This window comes from Kribbella sp. NBC_00359 (assembly GCF_036097425.1).
GTDB lineage: Bacteria > Actinomycetota > Actinomycetes > Propionibacteriales > Kribbellaceae > Kribbella.
Map to the genome: position 1 here is coordinate 7,303,638 of NZ_CP107975.1, position 16,625 is coordinate 7,320,262.

Consider the following 16,625-nt stretch of genomic DNA (forward strand, 5'->3'; position numbering starts at 1 on the left):
CGCTGCCACAGCGGGCTACTTCGCGGTTCCGGGTACAGCTCCCGGCGGCGCAACGGGGCCGGAGGCAACTGGTGCCCGGCCGGCGCCGACCAGGACCTGCAGAACAGCCAGCAACCCGACCACCAGAGCGAGAGACCAGAACAGGCGCGACAGCGAGATGTTGTTGCCCCAGAGCAGTACGACGACACCCAGCAGGGCGACGACGACGCGCAACCATCGGACGTTGGCCGCGACCCATCGCCCGGCGCCGCCGACCGGGCTGTCGGCCAAGGCTCCCCCGATGCCTTCCAGACCGCCGGTCACGCCCCCGCGAACCGCGGTTCCGTACCGGTTGGATCCCGCGAACCAGCCGATGACCACGAGGCTCAGACCCAGCCAGAAGAACACTTGCCGGCCGCGCTCGAGGTAGGAAAGCAACGTGTCGTAGAAGACCCTGCTCGCCGGACCGAACGTCGTGCCGGCCAAGGCGTCGATGAACAACTGCCGCCCGACGGACAGCGCCAGCGCCAGCAGCAGCGCGTTCGCCGCCAGTAGTGCCCCGATGATCACCGTCATCCGTGGACGCCGGCGCGCGAGCACCAGAGCGGCCAGATACAGAGCCGCGACCAGCACGATCAGCCACTGTGCCAGCGGGTTCGCGAACGCGTAGATCGTCCGGATCTGCTTCAGTTGCGGCGCATCCATCAACACGATCTGCTTGTCGACGTTGGGGATCGGCACGTTCTGCAGGATCGTGAGTCCCCGGTCGACCAGGCGTTGCTTGACCTGATCGATGACGTCGGAGAGGTCAAGGACAACCTGATCACCCTGCAGCTGAACAGCGCCGGATTGATCCCCCTTCAGTATGCGCTGGAGGGACTGCTGCGCCCGTACGTTGGCCGCGGTCCAGAGTTCGGCGAACTGGTCCGAGGCGAGGAACTCCCGGACCTGGCGGTCGATGAAACTGTTGATCGCAGCGGCGAGCGGACCAACTAGTCGCTGCAGCCGGGGCCGGTCGGTGATGACGCCGGAGAACACCTGGTTGAGGAGTGCCTCGACGTCGACCTCTTTCTGGATCGTGTCGGTGACCTTTGTCGCGATGGCATCCTGCACCTCTGGCGAGTTCACCAGCGGGCCGACGGTGTTCACGTAGCGTGTGGCGTCGTTCAGCGTGCGTTGTCCCCAATACGCGATCGCCGCCGGCGTCGTCAGCAAGGCCGCCAGCACCACGCAGATGATCACCGCGGCCGACCGCCCCTTGGACGACCGCCTCACGGTGGATGCCTCCTCGGGCACGCTGCGTTCTGGACCAGCTGACAGCGCGGCGTCCGGGTCAGACATGCTGTGCCTCCTCGAGTGTCGGCTGCACGTCGGCGATTCGATCGTCGCCGCCTCAGCCGTCCAGGACCTCACCCCGCGCGGATGATGCAGCGAAATCCGAGGTGGGACGTTGCGGTGTCGATCGCCTGCGGCATCCGCGCGGCCGGGCGGTACCTGCGGCAGTAGTTCGGCGCGCAGAGGTGCGAGCCGCCCTTCATCACCTTCCGGGGGATGCGGATGTCGGGCAACTGGGGGTCGTAGCTCCGCTCCCGATCGCCGCCCCGGGGGCTCTCGACGGTGCAGCAGGCGTGCGAGGTCTCGGCGTGCGCCTGGTACCAGTCGGTGGTCCACTCCCAGACGTTGCCGATCATGTCCACCAGGCCGTACCCGTTGGGTGGGAACGATCCGACCGGCGCGGTGCCCACGTATCCGTCCTGCTTGAGGTTCTGAACTGGGAACTGGCCCTGCCAGGTGTTCGCCATCCACGTGCCCTCAGGCGTGAACTCGTCACCCCACGCGAACTCGGCGCCCTCGAGGCCGCCGCGGGCGGCGAACTCCCACTCGGCCTCGGTCGGCAATTCCTTGCCCACCCATTCGGCGTACGCCCGGACGTCCTCCCAGGCAACGTGCACCACGGGATGGTCCGGTCGCTTCTTGACCGAGGTGCCCGGTCCTTGGGGATGGCGCCAGTTCGCTCCGGTCACGTAGAACCACCAGTTGTAATGATTGCCCAGATCCACGGGGTGATCCGGGGACTGGAAGACCGTGGACGCCGGCACCAGCAGTTCGGCCTTCGCGTTGGGATAGTCGGCCGGATCGGCGGCGCGCTCGGCCAGCGTCACATAGCCGGTCTTCGCGACGAAACGCGCGAACTGGCGGTTGGTGACGGTATGACGGTCCATCCAGAAGCCGTCGACAGTGACCCGGTGGGCGGGCGCCTCTTCGGGGTAATGGTGATCGGAACCCATCACGAAGGTTCCGCCGGGGATCCGGACCATGTCTTGTGCCACATTCACCTGCCCGTCGTTGCTCGGAAGTCCTCAGTCTGTGCTCGGCCGGCTGAGCGGGGAATCACCCAGCGGGGGTGAGGCGCGCCTGACGAGGCCGCGGCGATCCTTGACCCGTCGTACGAGAGGAGTCCCGGGATGCCTGATCCGTTGCCGAGCTGGAACGAGGGCCGGAGCAAGGACGCGATCGTCGACTTCGTACGGCGGGCCAGCGGCAACGGCTCCGCACCGGGACTGGCGATGGCGGACCGGGTGGCGGTCTTCGACAACGACGGCACCTTGTGGTGCGAGAAGCCGATGCCGATCCAGCTCGACTTCATTCTGCGTCGCCTCGTCGAGATGGCGGAGGCGGATCCCGACCTGCGGGAGCGCCAGCCCTGGAAAGCCGCCCGCGAGCAGGACTACGGCTGGTTCAGCAAGGTGATGGCCGAGCACTATGCGGGCGATGACACGAACGTCAGAACGCTCGCCGCCGGCGTACTCGCGGCGCACGGGGGCATCAGCGTCGAGACTTTCGCAGCGAGGGCAGAGGAGTTCCTCCGCACCGCTCGCCATCCCACACTCGATCGCGGCTACCTCGAATGCGCCTACGCGCCGATGGTCGAGCTGCTCGCCTACCTGGCGGACAACGGCTTCTCGAACTACATCGTCTCCGGCGGCGGCCGCGATTTCATGCGACCGATCACCGACGAGGTGTACTCCATACCGAGTGAGCGGGTGATCGGCAGCAGTACGGCGCTCGCCTACACGCCGGACGACCACGGTGGCACGATCATGCGCGTGGCCGCCGCCGACTACCTCGACGACGGGCCGGAGAAACCGGTGCGGATCTGGTCGCGGACCGGACGACGGCCGGTGCTCGCCGGCGGCAACTCCAACGGCGACGTCCCGATGCTCGACTTCACCCAGCATGACGACAAGCCCTTCCTGCGGCTGCTGGTGCTTCACGACGACGCCGAGCGGGAGTTCGAGTACACGTCCGGTGCGGAGCAAGCCCTCGACCGCGCCCCCGCCGCCGGCTGGACCGTCGTCAGCATGAAGAACGACTGGGCAAAGATCTTCTAGCAACTCCCATTTCGGCCCTCACCGTATCCGCCGTTCGCCGGCGAATATTCCGGGCGGACTCGATGGACTGGTGGTCTTCGTCATCGGTCTCGCGTTCTTCGACCGGATGACCCGGAGATACAACAGCCCGGGCAGCTGAAACTACCGGCTAGCAGGGGGTTCGGGACTACCGCCAGCGTCACTGCACCGGCAGGCCGGGGCGGACCATCGTGGGGCTTATGGCCATATCTGAGGCGACACCGTCCGCACGTCGCGGGCGGCCGGGGCTGAAGCGAGAGATCGGCTTCATCGGGCTGATCTGGGCATCTGAGGGATCGATCATCGGTTCGGGATGGTTGTTCGGTGCGCAGGGTGCGCTGTCGACCGCCGGCCCCGCGGCGATCATCTCCTGGGTCATCGGCGGTATCGCGATCCTGATCCTCGCACTGGTCCACGCCGAGCTCGGCGGGATGTATCCCGTCTCGGGCGGGACCGCACGCTTCCCGCACTACGCCTTCGGCGGAGCCGCCGGCGCCTCGTTCGGCTGGTTCTCCTGGCTGCAGGCCGCCACGGTGGCACCGATCGAGGTGCTCGCGATGATCACCTACGGCCAGCACTACTCGTTCGCGAGCGGCTGGATCAAGACCACCGGCGGGCAACACGTGCTGACCCCTTCCGGCATCGTCGTCGCGGTCGTCCTGATGGCGATCATCACGGCGATCAACTTCCTCAGCATCCGGATGCTGGCGCACACCAACAGTGCGGCGACCTGGTGGAAGGTCGGCGTACCACTGCTGACGATCTTCGTCCTCGCCATCGTCCAGTTCCACGGCAGCAACTTCACCGCCGCCAATGGCTTCAACCCGTACGGCGCCAAGGGCATCCTGTCCGCGGTCTCGACGAGCGGCATCATCTTCGCCCTGCTGGGCTTCGAACAGGCCGATCAGCTCGCCGGTGAGAGCAGCAACCCGAAACGCGACATTCCGCGCGCGGTGATCGGCTCGATCGTGATCGGCGCGATCATCTACATCCTGCTGCAGATCGTGTTCATCGCGGCGCTCCCGGCGTCACAGATCAAGGGCACCTGGGCCACCGCCGCGTTCAACACCCTGACCGGCCCGTTCGCCCAGCTGGCAACCCTGGTCAGCCTGGGTTGGCTGGCCACGATCCTGTACCTCGACGCCGTCATCTCCCCCGCCGGCACCGGCCTGATCTACATCACCGGAAGCTCCCGGGTGTCCTACGGCCTCAGCCGCAACGGCTACATTCCGTCCGCCTTCGAGCGCACCAACCGCCGTGGCGTGCCGTGGGTCGGACTGATCACCGCCTTCGTGATCGGCTGCATCTGCTTCCTGCCCTTCCCCAGCTGGCGCTCCCTGGTCGGACTCATCACCAGCGCCAGCGTGCTGATGTACGCCGGGGCGCCACTGTCCTTCGGAGTCTTCCGCAGCCGCCTGCCGCACGCCGACCGCCCGTACCGCTTGCCCGGCGGCGCCTGGATGTCGCCACTCGCCTTCGTCGTCGCCAACCTGCTGATCCTCTGGTCCGGCTGGGCCACCGACTGGAAGCTCGGCGTCGCGATCCTGATCGGTTACGCCATCCTGATCGCCAACCGCGTGTTCAAGCTCAACCCGATCACCCCCCAGCTCGACCTGCGGGCCGCCCAGTGGCTACCGGTCTACCTGATCGGCATGGGCCTGATCGTCTATCTCAGTGACTTCGGCCCACTCAAGCACCCGTGGTTCCCGCTCTGGTGGGACATGCTCGTCGTCGCGGTCTTCAGCCTCGTCATCTACTACTGGGCCAGGGCAGTAGCCCTCCCGGCTGCCCAGATCCAGCAGATGATCGACCAGGTAGTGGTCCCAGAAGAAGCCGACCTCCACTGACCCCCGCGCTTTGCTCGACGTTACCTGTCGCTCATCCTCTTGAACGTCCTCTCCCGCGGCTTCTTGTCAGTCACACTGTTCGCAACACTCCCCGGCACCGATCGCCTGAAACCTCGCCCAGCGGGTGCGGCAATTCGGCGGTCCGTTGCCTGGGGAGGCCGCTTCGGCGTAGCTTGACGAACGGGGAGGGGCACATGGTCCGATCACGGGGCTTCGCGTGGCTTGATGGGCTTCGGCAGGCCTCCCTGCCGACTGCACAGGCCGGGACGGCATGAATACCAGGGCACCGAGGCTGGAAGCACGATTCTGGCGAAGCCGACGGTCGGCAGCCATCGCGGGCATCGTGTTCGCGGTGCTGCTCCTGGCAGCGTTCACGATGCTACGACTCGCGCTGTCCGCGGACAGCCTTCAGTCGCTCGAATCCGACGCAGCGCGCCGGAGGCTGATCCGGATCAGCCTGCAGCTCGTGCCGTTTGCCGGAATCGCCTTTCTGTGGTTCATCGGCGTCATTCGTGATCAGCTCGGCGACGTCGAGGACCGGCTGTTCTCCACCGTCTTCCTGGGCAGTGGGCTCCTCTTCCTGGCCATGCTCTTCATCGGCGCCGTCAATGCGTCCAGCATGACGGCAATGCTCGCGGGACCGGACATCAACGCCGAACTCTGGGCGTTCGGCCGCACCAGCACACAGGAGCTCATTTCCGTCTACGCCATGCGCATGGCCGCAGTGTTCACCCTCTCGGTGACTACCGCGGGTCTGCGCACTTCAGCCTTCCCCCGGTGGCTGGTGATCCTCGGATGTCTCGTCGCAGTGACGCTGATTGTGGCGGCCGGTGAGCACAAGTGGACCCAACTGGTGTTTCCCGCTTGGGTTCTCGTCGTCAGCGTGGTCATCCTCGTCACCCGTCCGCCAACCCGTGAAGTCGCCGCCGAGCAGACGGAGAATCCGTCATGATGGTGTCCCCAGCGGCGCCGTCGAAGGATGCGTCTCCACAGGAGGATGTTTGTGAACTCAGAGCTCGACCGGCTCGCGCACGGCGTACTGTTCCCCGCCCTCGGCCGGCCCAAGGTGCCGAACTGGGTCGGACCGCGGATCGAGGCCGGTCTCGGCGGCTTCGTGATCTTCGGCAAGGACATCGTCGACGGCGACCAGTTCCGGCGACTGGCCCGGGAGCTCCACGGGCTGCGTGACCACGTGCTGCTGTCGATCGACGAGGAAGGCGGCGACGTCAACCGGCTGGAGAATCTCGGCGGCTTCTCGATGCCCGGCAACCGGGCGCTCGGCGAGCTCGACGACCTCGAGCTGACCCGACAGGCCGCTTTCCAGATCGGCCTGTCGCTGGTCGAGGCAGGGATCGACTGGGACCTGGCCCCGGCGGTCGACACCGCCGTCAACCCGATGAGCCCGAACGGGATCCGCTGCTTCGGCTCCGACCGCGACCTGGTCAGCCGGCACACCGCCGCCTGGGTGGAGGGCCTGCAATCGGCCGGCGTCAGCGCGTGCGCCAAGCACTACCCGGGCCACGGTCTCAGCGGCACGGATGCGCACCTCGCGACCCCACTCGTCGACGTGTCCCGCGCTGAGCTGCTGGACAGCTACCTCGATCCGTTCCGTGCGGCGATCGCGGCCGGCGTCGACAGCATCATGGTGTCCCACGACCTGGTGCCACAGGTGGACGACGTACCGGCGACGATCAGCAAGGTGCTGCTCACCGACATCCTCCGCGGAGAGCTCGGGTACGACGGGGTCGTGATCACCGACGCCCTGGAGATGTACGGGATCGCCGATGTGGCGCCGTTGCCGGAGGCCGCCGTACGTGCGATCGAGGCCGGGGCCGACGCGCTCTGCCTCGGCTCGTGGGCGTTCCTCGACGACGTGGACGTGGCGGCCGCCGCCCTGGTCGAGGCGGTCGAGGGTGGACGGCTGCCGGTGGAGCGGTTGCGGAGCGCCAACGAGCGACTGGCCCGGCTGGGGACGCGGCCCAAGGCGGATGTCGCACTGCGGGACAACGCGCTCGGTGAGCGGCTTGCGGACCAGGTCGCGGTGACTCACGGGGATCCCGTACTGCGGAGCAACGCCGTACTGATCATCCGGCTGGAACCGACCCACTCCCCCGCCGCCGGCTCGGCGGGCTGGGGTGTCGAGCAACTGCTGCGCGACGCCGGGAAGGTTGTCGAGAGCATCGGTCTGTCGGGGCAGACCTACAACGGACCCGGGATGGCTCGGGCCGGCGTCGGCGAGTTCCGGTCGGAGTACGGCGCGGACAGCCAGGTCGTCCTGATGGTCAGGGGCGCACACCGCTTCGACTGGCAGGAGAAACTCATCGGCGAGTTGCAGACCCAGCACCCCGACATGATCGTCGTCGACATGGGCGTCCCCGGCACGGACTACTCCGCCTTCGCCGGCTGGATCGAGACCTTCGGCAGCGCCCGGGTCTGCGCCCAGACCGCCACCCAGCGGTTGCTGGGTTCATAACGCTGGTCAGGTGGTGTGGGTTGCTACTGGCCGGACCGGCGGGAGGGCCGGTGGTTGGGTTGGGTCGCCGGTTGGGACCAGGCGGCGTACTGCCTCCGGCATCGCGCCGACCGTGAAGGCGCGGACGGCCGGCCCGGCGGAGACGGTGACGAACGACGCCACGGTCGGCACCTCGGCCGGGAGCGGGATGAGATGTTCCCCCGCATCGAAGTGGGAGTCGACCACGCGCATCGACGTGCTCGTTGGTTCGGGTGGTGTGAACGACGTGGCCCACCAAGCCTCGACGACCACTCGGGACGGCTCCTTCAGGGTGAGGTGCACCGTTCGGGAAGTCGTGTCATAGGCCACGTCATTGTCGTCCTGGGCAGTCGAGATCGCGCCCTCGACCTGGGCCGCGACAAGACCTGCGATGCCGCCGAGTCCCTGCACGAAGGTGACGTGACCGTTGCCCTTGGAGATCTCCTCCCTGAGGTGCTGCTTGGTGGCGGGCGGAACCATCCCGCCGAACACGACGACATCGAACTGCGTGGTGTCGTACGCCGTCAGCACCTCGTCGAACTGGTTGGTCGCGTCGGCGTGGAAGCCCTTGTCCCGCAGGATGCCGGCGGCCTCGAGGATCACGCCCGGGCTCCTGCCGATGATCAGAATGCTGGTGGTCGATGCGTCCATGAGCCGGTCTCCCCGGAGAGTTGAGTGTTGGTGTCGCCAACATAGCAAGTGTTGGCCGTGCCAACAACTGATATCGTCGACTGCATGCCGATGGATCACCCGCCGAGCCGTACTCCCGCCCGCGTCAAGGATCGTCCGACCTGGCTCATCAGCCGGACCTTCGCGCGCTCGTCGGGTCTCCTCGCCGCCGGATTCGAGTCGCACGGCCGCGGACTTCGCAGCTACCACTACCGCCTGCTGGCCGCGCTCGAGGAGTGGGGACCCGCAAGCCAGGCCGAGCTGGGCCGCGGGACCGGGATCGATCGCAGCGACGTCACGGCGGCCCTGACCGAGCTCGAGTCACGCGGGCTCGTCGAGCGGTCTGTCGACCCCGGGCACAAGCGCCGCAACATCGTCACCATCACCCCGGCGGGAGTCGCACAACTCCTGGAACTCGACGAGGTCATCGACGACATCCAGCAGCAAGTCCTGGAACCCCTGACCGCCGCGCAACGCCGTCAGTTCATCGCGCTGATGGTGAAGCTCCTCGATCCGCCCAAGAGCTGAACCCGTCAGGGGACGCGGATGCGGTTGTTGCGCGGGTTGTGTTCGAGTTCGACGAGGCCGAGCACTTCCAGCAGTGGCGGGACGTACATCGCGAAGCGGCCCCGGTATCCGTTGCGGAGGCCGTACCAGCCGCCGACGGGATTGTCGGCCGAGCGCGCCCAGGCCTCGAGCGTGCCGTCCTTCGCCGGCTTGCTCTCGTCCGCGCTGCCCAACTCCATCCAGTCACCGTGCGCCTTGAGCATCGCGGGGACGTCGTCGAGACAGCGGGCGAGATACCGCAGCTTCGTCGAGCCGACCCGGCACACGAGCTCTGCCGGTTCCGCGGTGTCGTCGCGGTGCATGGTGTACTCCGACGTACCGGGTGGTGTCTTGAGAACCCAGGGATCGTCCGGGCTACCGGTAGCACTCATCGTCATCCTTCTCCTTCAGTTGTGGGGTTGCAGGGCGGCCACGAAATGCGGGAGGAGCCCCCGCCAGCCGCCGAGATTGGCGTCGCGCCAGTGCTCGGCCTCAGTCCCGAGCCGCTCCCAGCCCGTGTGAGTGATGTCCACCTTGCTTCGGCCTCCGGGTACGGCGACGAAGCGGATCTCGACATCGGTGGCCTCGGCGGATGGCCGGCGAAGGTGCCACCGGTAGCTCAGCCGGTGCGGGGGATCCCACGCGGTGATCAATCCCCAATCGATCTCCTCGCCATCGCTGGTGCGCTCGTAGATGCGCCCACCGATCTGCGGCTCCAACGTGACCGCGGCCGGGTCGCCACTGACCGAGTGGCCTCGGGGCCACCACGACGAGAACCGCTCCGTCCAGGTCGCGAACGCATGCTCGACAGAACAGTCCAGGACGACCTCGACCCGCAACGGCTCGATCACGGCGCTCCCCCGGGTGATGGCGGCCGGGTGTTCTCGGCCAGCAGCTTGAACCGCCCAACCGCCTCGCCCCACACCTGCAGGAGGTACGCCTGCACGACCTCGGCGCCCGATTCGTGGAGGCGATAGATCCGTCTCGTGCCCTCCGGCGCCTCCTCGACCAGACCTGCTTCCTTGAGCAGTCGCAGGTGGCGCGACACGGCGGGCCGGCTGATCGGCAACTCCTCGGCCAGTTCCCCCACCGACCGCGACGCATCAGCCAGCAACTCGAGGATCCGCCGCCGGGTCGGGTCTCCCAACGCCGAGAACGGATCCCGCCCCGCCTCTGTCACCACGCCTCAACTGTAACCCATCGGTTACGGTAACCACCTGGTTACGATCTCTTGACGAAAAAGGCAGTGTCGGATCGGGACCGCTGTCTTCGTAGCAGGGGTGAGCGGCCGCCGCGAGAGCGCCGCCGTACGCAAGGAGAACACCATGACCGCGACCTACACCTTCGACATTTTCTCCAGCCTCGACGGCTTCGGCTCGTACGACGACGGCGACTGGGGCGGCTACTGGGGCAAGCAAGGTCCCGAGTTGCTCGAGCATCGCCTTGCCGTGTACGGCGGGGAGCAGCGGATGGTCTTCGGAGCCACCACGTACCGGGCCTTCGCGCGGATGCTGGCCTCGAGCACCGCGGAGTCCGAGGTCCGCGACCCCTGGGTCACCCGGATGAGGAACCTGCCGGCAACGGTGGTGTCGACGACACTCGAAGGACCCCTCGACTGGCCGGACGCGACCGTCGTGAGCGGTGACGCCGTCGACGTCGTCACCCGGCTCAAGGAGGAGTCCGACGTGCCGCTGCGCTCCCACGGCAGCCTGTCCCTGAACCGCGCGCTGATGGCCGCCGGCCTGGTCGACCGCATCCAGGTAACGCTCTTCCCGGTGATCGCCGGTCAGACCGGGGTGGAGCCGATCTTCCAGGATGCGGCGGACTTCGACCTCGAACTGCTCGAGAGCCGGACCCTCGACGGCCGGACCCAAGAGCTCACCTACCGCCCCACCCTCCACGGCTGAGTCCGGTATTTGCCCATAGCAACTTCCAGGGCAGCTCACCGAGCTCCGGGCGGTGCGCCCTACGGGCCGTGGACTTCGCGGGCCCACAGCCAGTCGATGATGCGGTCGACGCCCCGGGCGAGCTGGCGGCGGTAGGTCGTGAACGGCAGGCCGAGCACCTCCGCGGCGCGTTCCTGGGTGGCTGCGGGTCGGAGGAAGGTGCGGTCGACAGCCCGGAAGGGTCTGTCGTCACGCGGGTCGGCCCGGAGTGACTCAGCGGCCTCCAGGACGAGGGTACGAAGCGTGTCGGCGGATGAATCTCCGTGGTCACGGACCAGCCTGGAGCGCAGGAGCGGGTTGCCGGCGAGCCGGTCCGGCCGGTGCAGCGACCGCAGGGCGGCACGGACCGCGTGGGCGAATTCGGGCTGCGAGAGCACCAGCTCCGGGTCGGCGCCGGTCGGCGGTCCGGCAGGGGCGCCGATCTCCCGATCGGCCATCAGCTCCAGCCAGTCCAACGGCCCCAGCCGCCGGAAGTCGTGGGCGTACACGGCGTAGTGGTGACCGCCGATGTCGTACTCCGCCTCGTGGGCCCGGTGGTAATCGATGTAGGCGAAGAAGGGCTCCCAGAATGCCGCGTCCTCGAAACACGCAATGAAGTCCCAGGACAGTCCCGGAGTGGTGAGCACGTGCTGGACGTGCCGTGCGGTGATCACGTTGTTCGACGCCGACGGCTTCTGGTAGGCCTCGCGATCCATGAAGAACCTGGCCGCGTACACGGTCTCGCCCGGCCGCGGCGGCCCGTGTCGCTGTGCGTAATCCCAGATCGCCGCCGCGGCGGGGTCGGCGGCGAGGCCGGATTCGCCGGCCTGCTCCAGGTTGATCTCCCCGGCGTAGCCGATCGGGTCGCCGGCACCGGCGCGGAAGGCGACGAACTTCGCCGCGGGATGGTCCATCCAGTGCGCCACGAGCTCGGCCTGCTCAGCCCCCTGGTGCCGCCTGGTCATCGCCAGGATCGGAGCCCCATCCTCGTCGCGGACCTCGTCCGGGAACGCCTGGCCGAACGACTCCCAGTCCCAGAAGCTCCTCATCAGCGGGTTGTTGCGGTGCAGGAAGATGATGTCGGCAGACCACCGGTGCTGTTCCAGTCCCGTCGTACGACGTGCCTGTTCCACCAGGTGCCGCCGTACCCGCCGGTGCAGGTCGACGTACGACGCACGGTCCCGCCAGCGCAGGTCGGCGTCGAGGACATCCCGCGCCACATCATGCGGGAACACGCCGTACGGGTCCTCCTCGATGAACGACAGACCGCGCAGCCAGCCGAACAACTCATGCGCGTCGTCGCCGCCGAGCGCGGTGCGCAGCAGATCTTCCGTGGTGAACCGGGCGTGCGCGCAGGCCTCCAGCGCTTCCCGGTGCCGTGGGCTGGGGACCCACTCGACGAAGTGCTCGAGCAGCACCCGAACCACGTCCGGCGTCTCCTGCAGGGACAGACCCGGCGCGAGCCCACCTCGGTGCTGCTCGACGACATCCACCAACAGGGACAAGGCGAGCGGATGACCGTGCGTCATCTCCAGCACCCGTCCATGCAGGTCCTCGGGCACGCCCGCGGCGTGCAGGTAGGCGCGTGCATCGTCGGGCTGCAGGTTGCGCAGGGCAACCACTCGCAACAGCTCACCCCAGCCGGGATCGCTGGCCCATTGCGGCGACGGCGGCGTCCGCCCGGCCGCCACGACCAGCGCGTCCGCGGGAAGTGCCGGTAGGAACTCCTCCCGCAGCCAGTTGTCCAGCGGCATCAACTGCTCGTAGGTGTCGATGAAGAGAATCGGGCGCGGGCGCGCGGCGAGGCTCTCCAGTGGTGCTGCCCGGTCCGGTACGCCGAGAGCCGCGCCGAGTGCGGCGTAGAACGCGGGCGGCGAAGGGTCGATCGTCCGGGCGTCCAGTCGCACCGCCGTGGCATTGGCCTCGTCGGCGGCTTCAGCGAGAGCGCCGAGCAAGGTCGTCTTCCCGATCCCACCCGGACCGTGGACGAACAAAACGGTGAAGCCGGACTCGCCCGGCGTCAGCGCAGTCCGGAACAGCTCGAGCTCACCGGTCCGCCCCACGAACCGACGGCGCCGCGCCTGCCGAAGCCGATCGGCAACCGTGATCGCACCGAGCTGTGCCGTCGGTGTCGACTTGCCACGGCTCGTCATGCGCCACCCCCTTCGGCACTCCGAGCATTCTCGTGCGCCGCGCCTCCGTCCAACCTGCCCCTCGTCCGGTTGGCGGTCAAGACGGACGGACACCGCGTACGGCGTTCGGACAGCGATTGGACAGTGATTGGTCTGGAAGGTGAGCAGGTCGATGCCGCACGCTGCCCGCACTGAGACAGCTCCGGAGGTGCGACATGGCGGAAATCCTCGTACTGGGCGCGGGCCTGAACGGCCTGGTCACCGCGATGCTCCTGGCCCGCGACGGCCACAGCGTCACGATCCTGGAACGCGACGAGGCCCCACCCGGCGACGATGCCGGGAAGGCCTGGCTCGAGTGGCAACGACCCGGCGTCAACCAGTTCCGCCAGTTGCACTACATGCTGCCGCGCTGGCGAACGCTGATGCAGCGCGAACTGCCGGCCGTGCTGGAGCAGTTGATCGCCTTCGGCGGCTCCCGCGTGAACGTGTTCGACCAACTGCCCGCCGCCGTGACCGGCGGCCGGCGCGACAGCGACGAGCGGTTCGAGACGGTGACGGCCCGGCGCCCGGTCCTGGAGGCAGCAGCCGCAACCGTCGCGCAGCGGACCCAGGCTGTCTCGATCCGCCGCGACGTCAAGGTCACCGGCTTGCTCACCGGGCCGGCCATCATCGCAGCGGCACCACACGTGACCGGTGTCGTGATCGACGGCGGCGCGGTACTCCGTGCCGATCTCGTCGTCGATGCCACCGGCCGACGGTCGCCGGTCGGCGCGATGATCGAGTCCGCCGGTGGCCGCCGCCCCCACGAGGAGCGCGAGGATTCAGGATTCGTGTACTACGCCCGCCACTTCCGTTCGACGGACGGGTCCCGTCCAGCGGTCCTGAGCCCACTGCTCCAGCACTTCGACAGCCTGTCCATCCTGACCCTTCCGGCGGACAACGGCACCTGGGGCGTCGGGTTCACCACGTCGGCGCAGGACAAGCAGGTGCGCGGACTGCGCGACGTCTCTGCCTGGCAGGCCGCGCTGAAGCTTTACCCGACCGCGGCTCAGTGGGGCGAGGCCGACCCGATCACGGACGTGCAGGTGATCGCCGGTATCGAGGACCGCTACCACCGGTACGTCGTCGACGGCGAACCGGTGGTCACCGGGCTCGTCGCGATCGGCGACGCGTGGGCCTGCACCAACCCCTCACTCGGCCGCGGCGCGTCGATCGGGATGCTGCACGCCTGCGCACTCCGCGACCTGCTCCGCGACGTCGGCCCGGACCAGCCGGAGAAGCTGGTACGCCGGTTCGACGAGATCACCGAGAGCACGGTCACCCCGCTGTACCGGATGACCCTGGCCTTCGATCGGCACCGCCTGAACGAGATCGCCGCCGATGTGGCCGGCGAGACCTACCAGACATCCGACCCGAGCTGGGCGATGACCAAAGCGCTGTACGCGGCCGCACCACAAGATCCCGACGTACTGCGTGCCTACGCGTCCGTCGCGTCGATGCTCTGCACTCCCCCGGAGGCGTTGGCGGCGCCCGGCATGGTCGCCAAGGTCCTCACGCTCGGCGCCAACGCCCCCCAATACCCAACCCCTGGCCCCGACCGCGCACAACTCCTCGCCACGATCGCCACCCCACGCTGACGCCACTGAAGGAGTTCACCATGCGCTTGGACATCAACGGAACAACCCTCGAGGTAGCGGACGTCGGCGACGGCGAGCCCGTCCTCCTGCTCCACGGCTGGCCCGACAGCCACGAGGTCTGGCGCCACCAGATCACCGCGCTCGGCGAGGCCGGCTACCGAACCATCGCGCCCGACCTCCGCGGCTTCGGTCAGTCCGACAAACCCGGCACCGTCGCGAGCTACGGAATGATTCAGATGGTCAGCGACCAGATCGGCCTCCTTGACGCCCTCGGGGCGGGCCCGGCCCACGTCGTCGGCCACGACTGGGGTGGTGCGATCGGCGCCGTACTCGCGGCACTGTCACCCGAACGGGTCGCCAGCCTGACCTGCCTGTCGGTCGGCCACCCGGCCGCGTTCGCCGCCGCAGGCTGGAAACAACGCGAGAAGTCCTGGTACATGCTGCTGTTCCAGTTCCCGGGCATCGCCGAGCGCTGGCTCGCGGCCGACGACTTCGCCAACCTGCGCAACTGGAGCCGGCATCCGGACATCGACTCCGTCATCGCCCGCCTCCGCGACCCAGCGGCCCTCACCGCGAGTCTCGCCGTGTACCGGGCGATCCTGCCGCCGGAATCGCTGACCCGGTCCTCGACCGAACTCCCGCCCATCCAAGTACCGACCATGGGGATCTGGAGCAGCGAAGATCTTGCCATCACCGAAAAGGCACTGACCGGCACCGCAGCTTTCGTCGACGCCCCATGGCGGTACGAGCGGATCAACGGCATCGGCCACTGGGCACAACTCGATGCACCCGACCAGGTGAACGCATTGCTGCTCGACTTCCTGACCAGCCTCCGCGCTCCGACAGCGGCGTACTCCTGATCGTCTACGCCACGCCTGCGGGTTCGCCGTGGATCCGTCCCGTGGTGGTAGACAGGCGCTGTCCGCCGGCCGACGATCGGGTTGCGATGATCTCCGCCGCGATGGAGATCGCCGTCTCCTCAGGAGTCCGCGCGCCGAGATCCAATCCGGTGGGTGACGACAGCCGGGCGAGCTCTGCGTCGGTCACACCTGCCGCTCGCAACCGGGACAGCCGATCCTCGTGCGTACGGCGCGATCCCATCGCGCCGATGTAGCAGGCTTCGGTGCGCAACGCCACTTCCAGCAACGGTACGTCGAACTTCGGGTCGTGGGTCAGCACGCACAACACGCCGCGCCGATCCACCAGACCCTGGTCGAGTGCCTCCTCGAGGAAACGGTGGGGCCAGCACACCACCACCTCGTCCGCCTCGGGAAAGCGCTGCCGAGTGGCGAACACTCCACGCGCGTCACACACCGTCACGTGGTAGCCGAGAAACTTGCCGACCCGAGCCACGGCGGCCGCGAAATCGATCGCGCCGAACACGAACATCCGCGGCGGGGGCGTGAATGCCTGGACGAACACCGCGATCTCGGCATGCTGACACTCGCCCCGCGCGCCGTAGTACCGGATCGCGGTGGCGCCCTGCTCGAGCATGGCCACGGCGTCCTCGACGACGGCGGCGTCCAGGCCCGAGTCACCGAGACTGCCAGTCACTCCGTCCGGCCAGACGATCAACCGCTGACCCAGGCGATCTCCGGTCGTGACAACGGTCGCGACAGCGACCGGCCGACCTGAGTCGACCGCGTCGGCCACCGCATCGAACTCGGTGAACGCGGCCAGGTCGACCGGCTGCACCAGGACCTCGATCACTCCCCCACAGGTCAGGCCCACCGCGAATACGTCATCGTCGGAGACGCCGTACCGCCGCACAGTCGGTAGGCCGGTCTTGATGACCTCACGAGCCACCTCGTACGCGTCGCCTTCAACACAGCCGCCGGACACGCTGCCCACCACGACGCCGTCGCCGGAGACCGCCATCGCCGCTCCCGGTTGGCGAGGCGCCGAGCGGAACGTGTCGATCACGGTGGCCACGGCGAACGGCGCGCCATCGGCGTACCACTGCCGGAGGTGCGGGAGCAGGTCACGCAC

At 68.1% G+C, this 16,625-nt stretch carries 16 protein-coding genes; 8 read left to right on the forward strand and 8 right to left on the reverse strand.

Annotated elements, in window-relative coordinates; genetic code table 11:
* Positions 1–15 precede the first annotated feature (15 nt).
* Positions 16–1,320, reverse strand: coding sequence for a hypothetical protein (locus OG876_RS35520; protein WP_328521082.1), 1,305 nt, complete (start codon positions 1,318–1,320; stop codon positions 16–18).
* A 68-nt stretch (positions 1,321–1,388) separates the two neighbouring features.
* Positions 1,389–2,315 (reverse strand): formylglycine-generating enzyme family protein, encoded by a 927-nt coding sequence (locus OG876_RS35525; RefSeq protein WP_328521083.1) that lies wholly within the window; start codon positions 2,313–2,315, stop codon positions 1,389–1,391.
* A gap of 129 nt (positions 2,316–2,444) precedes the next feature.
* Between OG876_RS35525 and OG876_RS35530 the strand changes: the two genes are divergently transcribed.
* From OG876_RS35530 to OG876_RS35545, 4 genes are all read left to right on the forward strand, one after another.
* Positions 2,445–3,371, forward strand: a complete 927-nt coding sequence (locus tag OG876_RS35530; protein ID WP_328521084.1) for an HAD family hydrolase — start codon at positions 2,445–2,447, stop codon at positions 3,369–3,371.
* 218 nt (positions 3,372–3,589) lie between these two features.
* Positions 3,590–5,236 (forward strand): APC family permease, encoded by a 1,647-nt coding sequence (locus tag OG876_RS35535; protein WP_328521085.1) that lies wholly within the window; start codon positions 3,590–3,592, stop codon positions 5,234–5,236.
* Positions 5,237–5,579: 343 nt separating this feature from the next.
* Complete coding sequence (locus OG876_RS35540; RefSeq protein WP_328521086.1) at positions 5,580–6,188, forward strand: hypothetical protein; 609 nt, start codon at positions 5,580–5,582, stop codon at positions 6,186–6,188.
* A 51-nt stretch (positions 6,189–6,239) separates the two neighbouring features.
* On the forward strand, positions 6,240–7,709 hold the full coding sequence (locus OG876_RS35545; RefSeq protein WP_328521087.1) for a glycoside hydrolase family 3 protein: 1,470 nt from the start codon (positions 6,240–6,242) through the stop codon (positions 7,707–7,709).
* 6 nt (positions 7,710–7,715) lie between these two features.
* Here the strand turns inward: OG876_RS35545 and OG876_RS35550 are convergent, their stop codons facing one another.
* Positions 7,716–8,378 (reverse strand): hypothetical protein, encoded by a 663-nt coding sequence (locus OG876_RS35550; protein ID WP_328521088.1) that lies wholly within the window; start codon positions 8,376–8,378, stop codon positions 7,716–7,718.
* An 84-nt stretch (positions 8,379–8,462) separates the two neighbouring features.
* On the opposite strand from OG876_RS35550, the gene OG876_RS35555 reads away from it, so the two are divergent.
* Positions 8,463–8,924 carry a MarR family winged helix-turn-helix transcriptional regulator gene (locus tag OG876_RS35555; protein ID WP_328521089.1) on the forward strand — a complete coding sequence of 154 codons (462 nt, stop codon included), beginning with the start codon at positions 8,463–8,465 and terminating at the stop codon, positions 8,922–8,924.
* 5 nt (positions 8,925–8,929) lie between these two features.
* Here the strand turns inward: OG876_RS35555 and OG876_RS35560 are convergent, their stop codons facing one another.
* From OG876_RS35560 to OG876_RS35570, 3 genes are read right to left on the reverse strand one after another with little or no spacing between them, the layout of a single operon-like run.
* Positions 8,930–9,334 carry a DUF6855 family protein gene (locus OG876_RS35560; protein ID WP_328521090.1) on the reverse strand — a complete coding sequence of 135 codons (405 nt, stop codon included), beginning with the start codon at positions 9,332–9,334 and terminating at the stop codon, positions 8,930–8,932.
* A gap of 15 nt (positions 9,335–9,349) precedes the next feature.
* The gene (locus tag OG876_RS35565; protein WP_328521091.1) at positions 9,350–9,793 is read right to left on the reverse strand and encodes an SRPBCC domain-containing protein; all 444 of its coding nucleotides are present in this window, start codon (positions 9,791–9,793) and stop codon (positions 9,350–9,352) included.
* Positions 9,790–10,125: an ArsR/SmtB family transcription factor gene (locus OG876_RS35570; protein ID WP_328521092.1), complete on the reverse strand. Its 336-nt coding sequence runs from the start codon at positions 10,123–10,125 to the stop codon at positions 9,790–9,792. Before OG876_RS35570 ends, OG876_RS35565 begins: the two co-directional genes overlap by 4 nt.
* A gap of 142 nt (positions 10,126–10,267) precedes the next feature.
* On the opposite strand from OG876_RS35570, the gene OG876_RS35575 reads away from it, so the two are divergent.
* Positions 10,268–10,849 carry a dihydrofolate reductase family protein gene (locus tag OG876_RS35575; RefSeq protein ID WP_328521093.1) on the forward strand — a complete coding sequence of 194 codons (582 nt, stop codon included), beginning with the start codon at positions 10,268–10,270 and terminating at the stop codon, positions 10,847–10,849.
* Between the two features lie 59 nt (positions 10,850–10,908).
* Here the strand turns inward: OG876_RS35575 and OG876_RS35580 are convergent, their stop codons facing one another.
* Positions 10,909–13,020: an ATP-binding protein gene (locus tag OG876_RS35580; RefSeq protein WP_328521094.1), complete on the reverse strand. Its 2,112-nt coding sequence runs from the start codon at positions 13,018–13,020 to the stop codon at positions 10,909–10,911.
* Positions 13,021–13,214: 194 nt separating this feature from the next.
* Here OG876_RS35580 and OG876_RS35585 point away from each other — a divergent pair, with 194 nt between their 5' ends.
* Positions 13,215–14,636: an FAD-dependent oxidoreductase gene (locus tag OG876_RS35585; protein ID WP_328521095.1), complete on the forward strand. Its 1,422-nt coding sequence runs from the start codon at positions 13,215–13,217 to the stop codon at positions 14,634–14,636.
* Between the two features lie 20 nt (positions 14,637–14,656).
* Positions 14,657–15,496, forward strand: coding sequence for an alpha/beta fold hydrolase (locus tag OG876_RS35590; RefSeq protein ID WP_328521096.1), 840 nt, complete (start codon positions 14,657–14,659; stop codon positions 15,494–15,496).
* A 4-nt stretch (positions 15,497–15,500) separates the two neighbouring features.
* On the opposite strand, the gene OG876_RS35595 is transcribed toward OG876_RS35590, so the two are convergent.
* Positions 15,501–16,625: an XdhC family protein gene (locus tag OG876_RS35595; RefSeq protein ID WP_328521097.1), complete on the reverse strand. Its 1,125-nt coding sequence runs from the start codon at positions 16,623–16,625 to the stop codon at positions 15,501–15,503.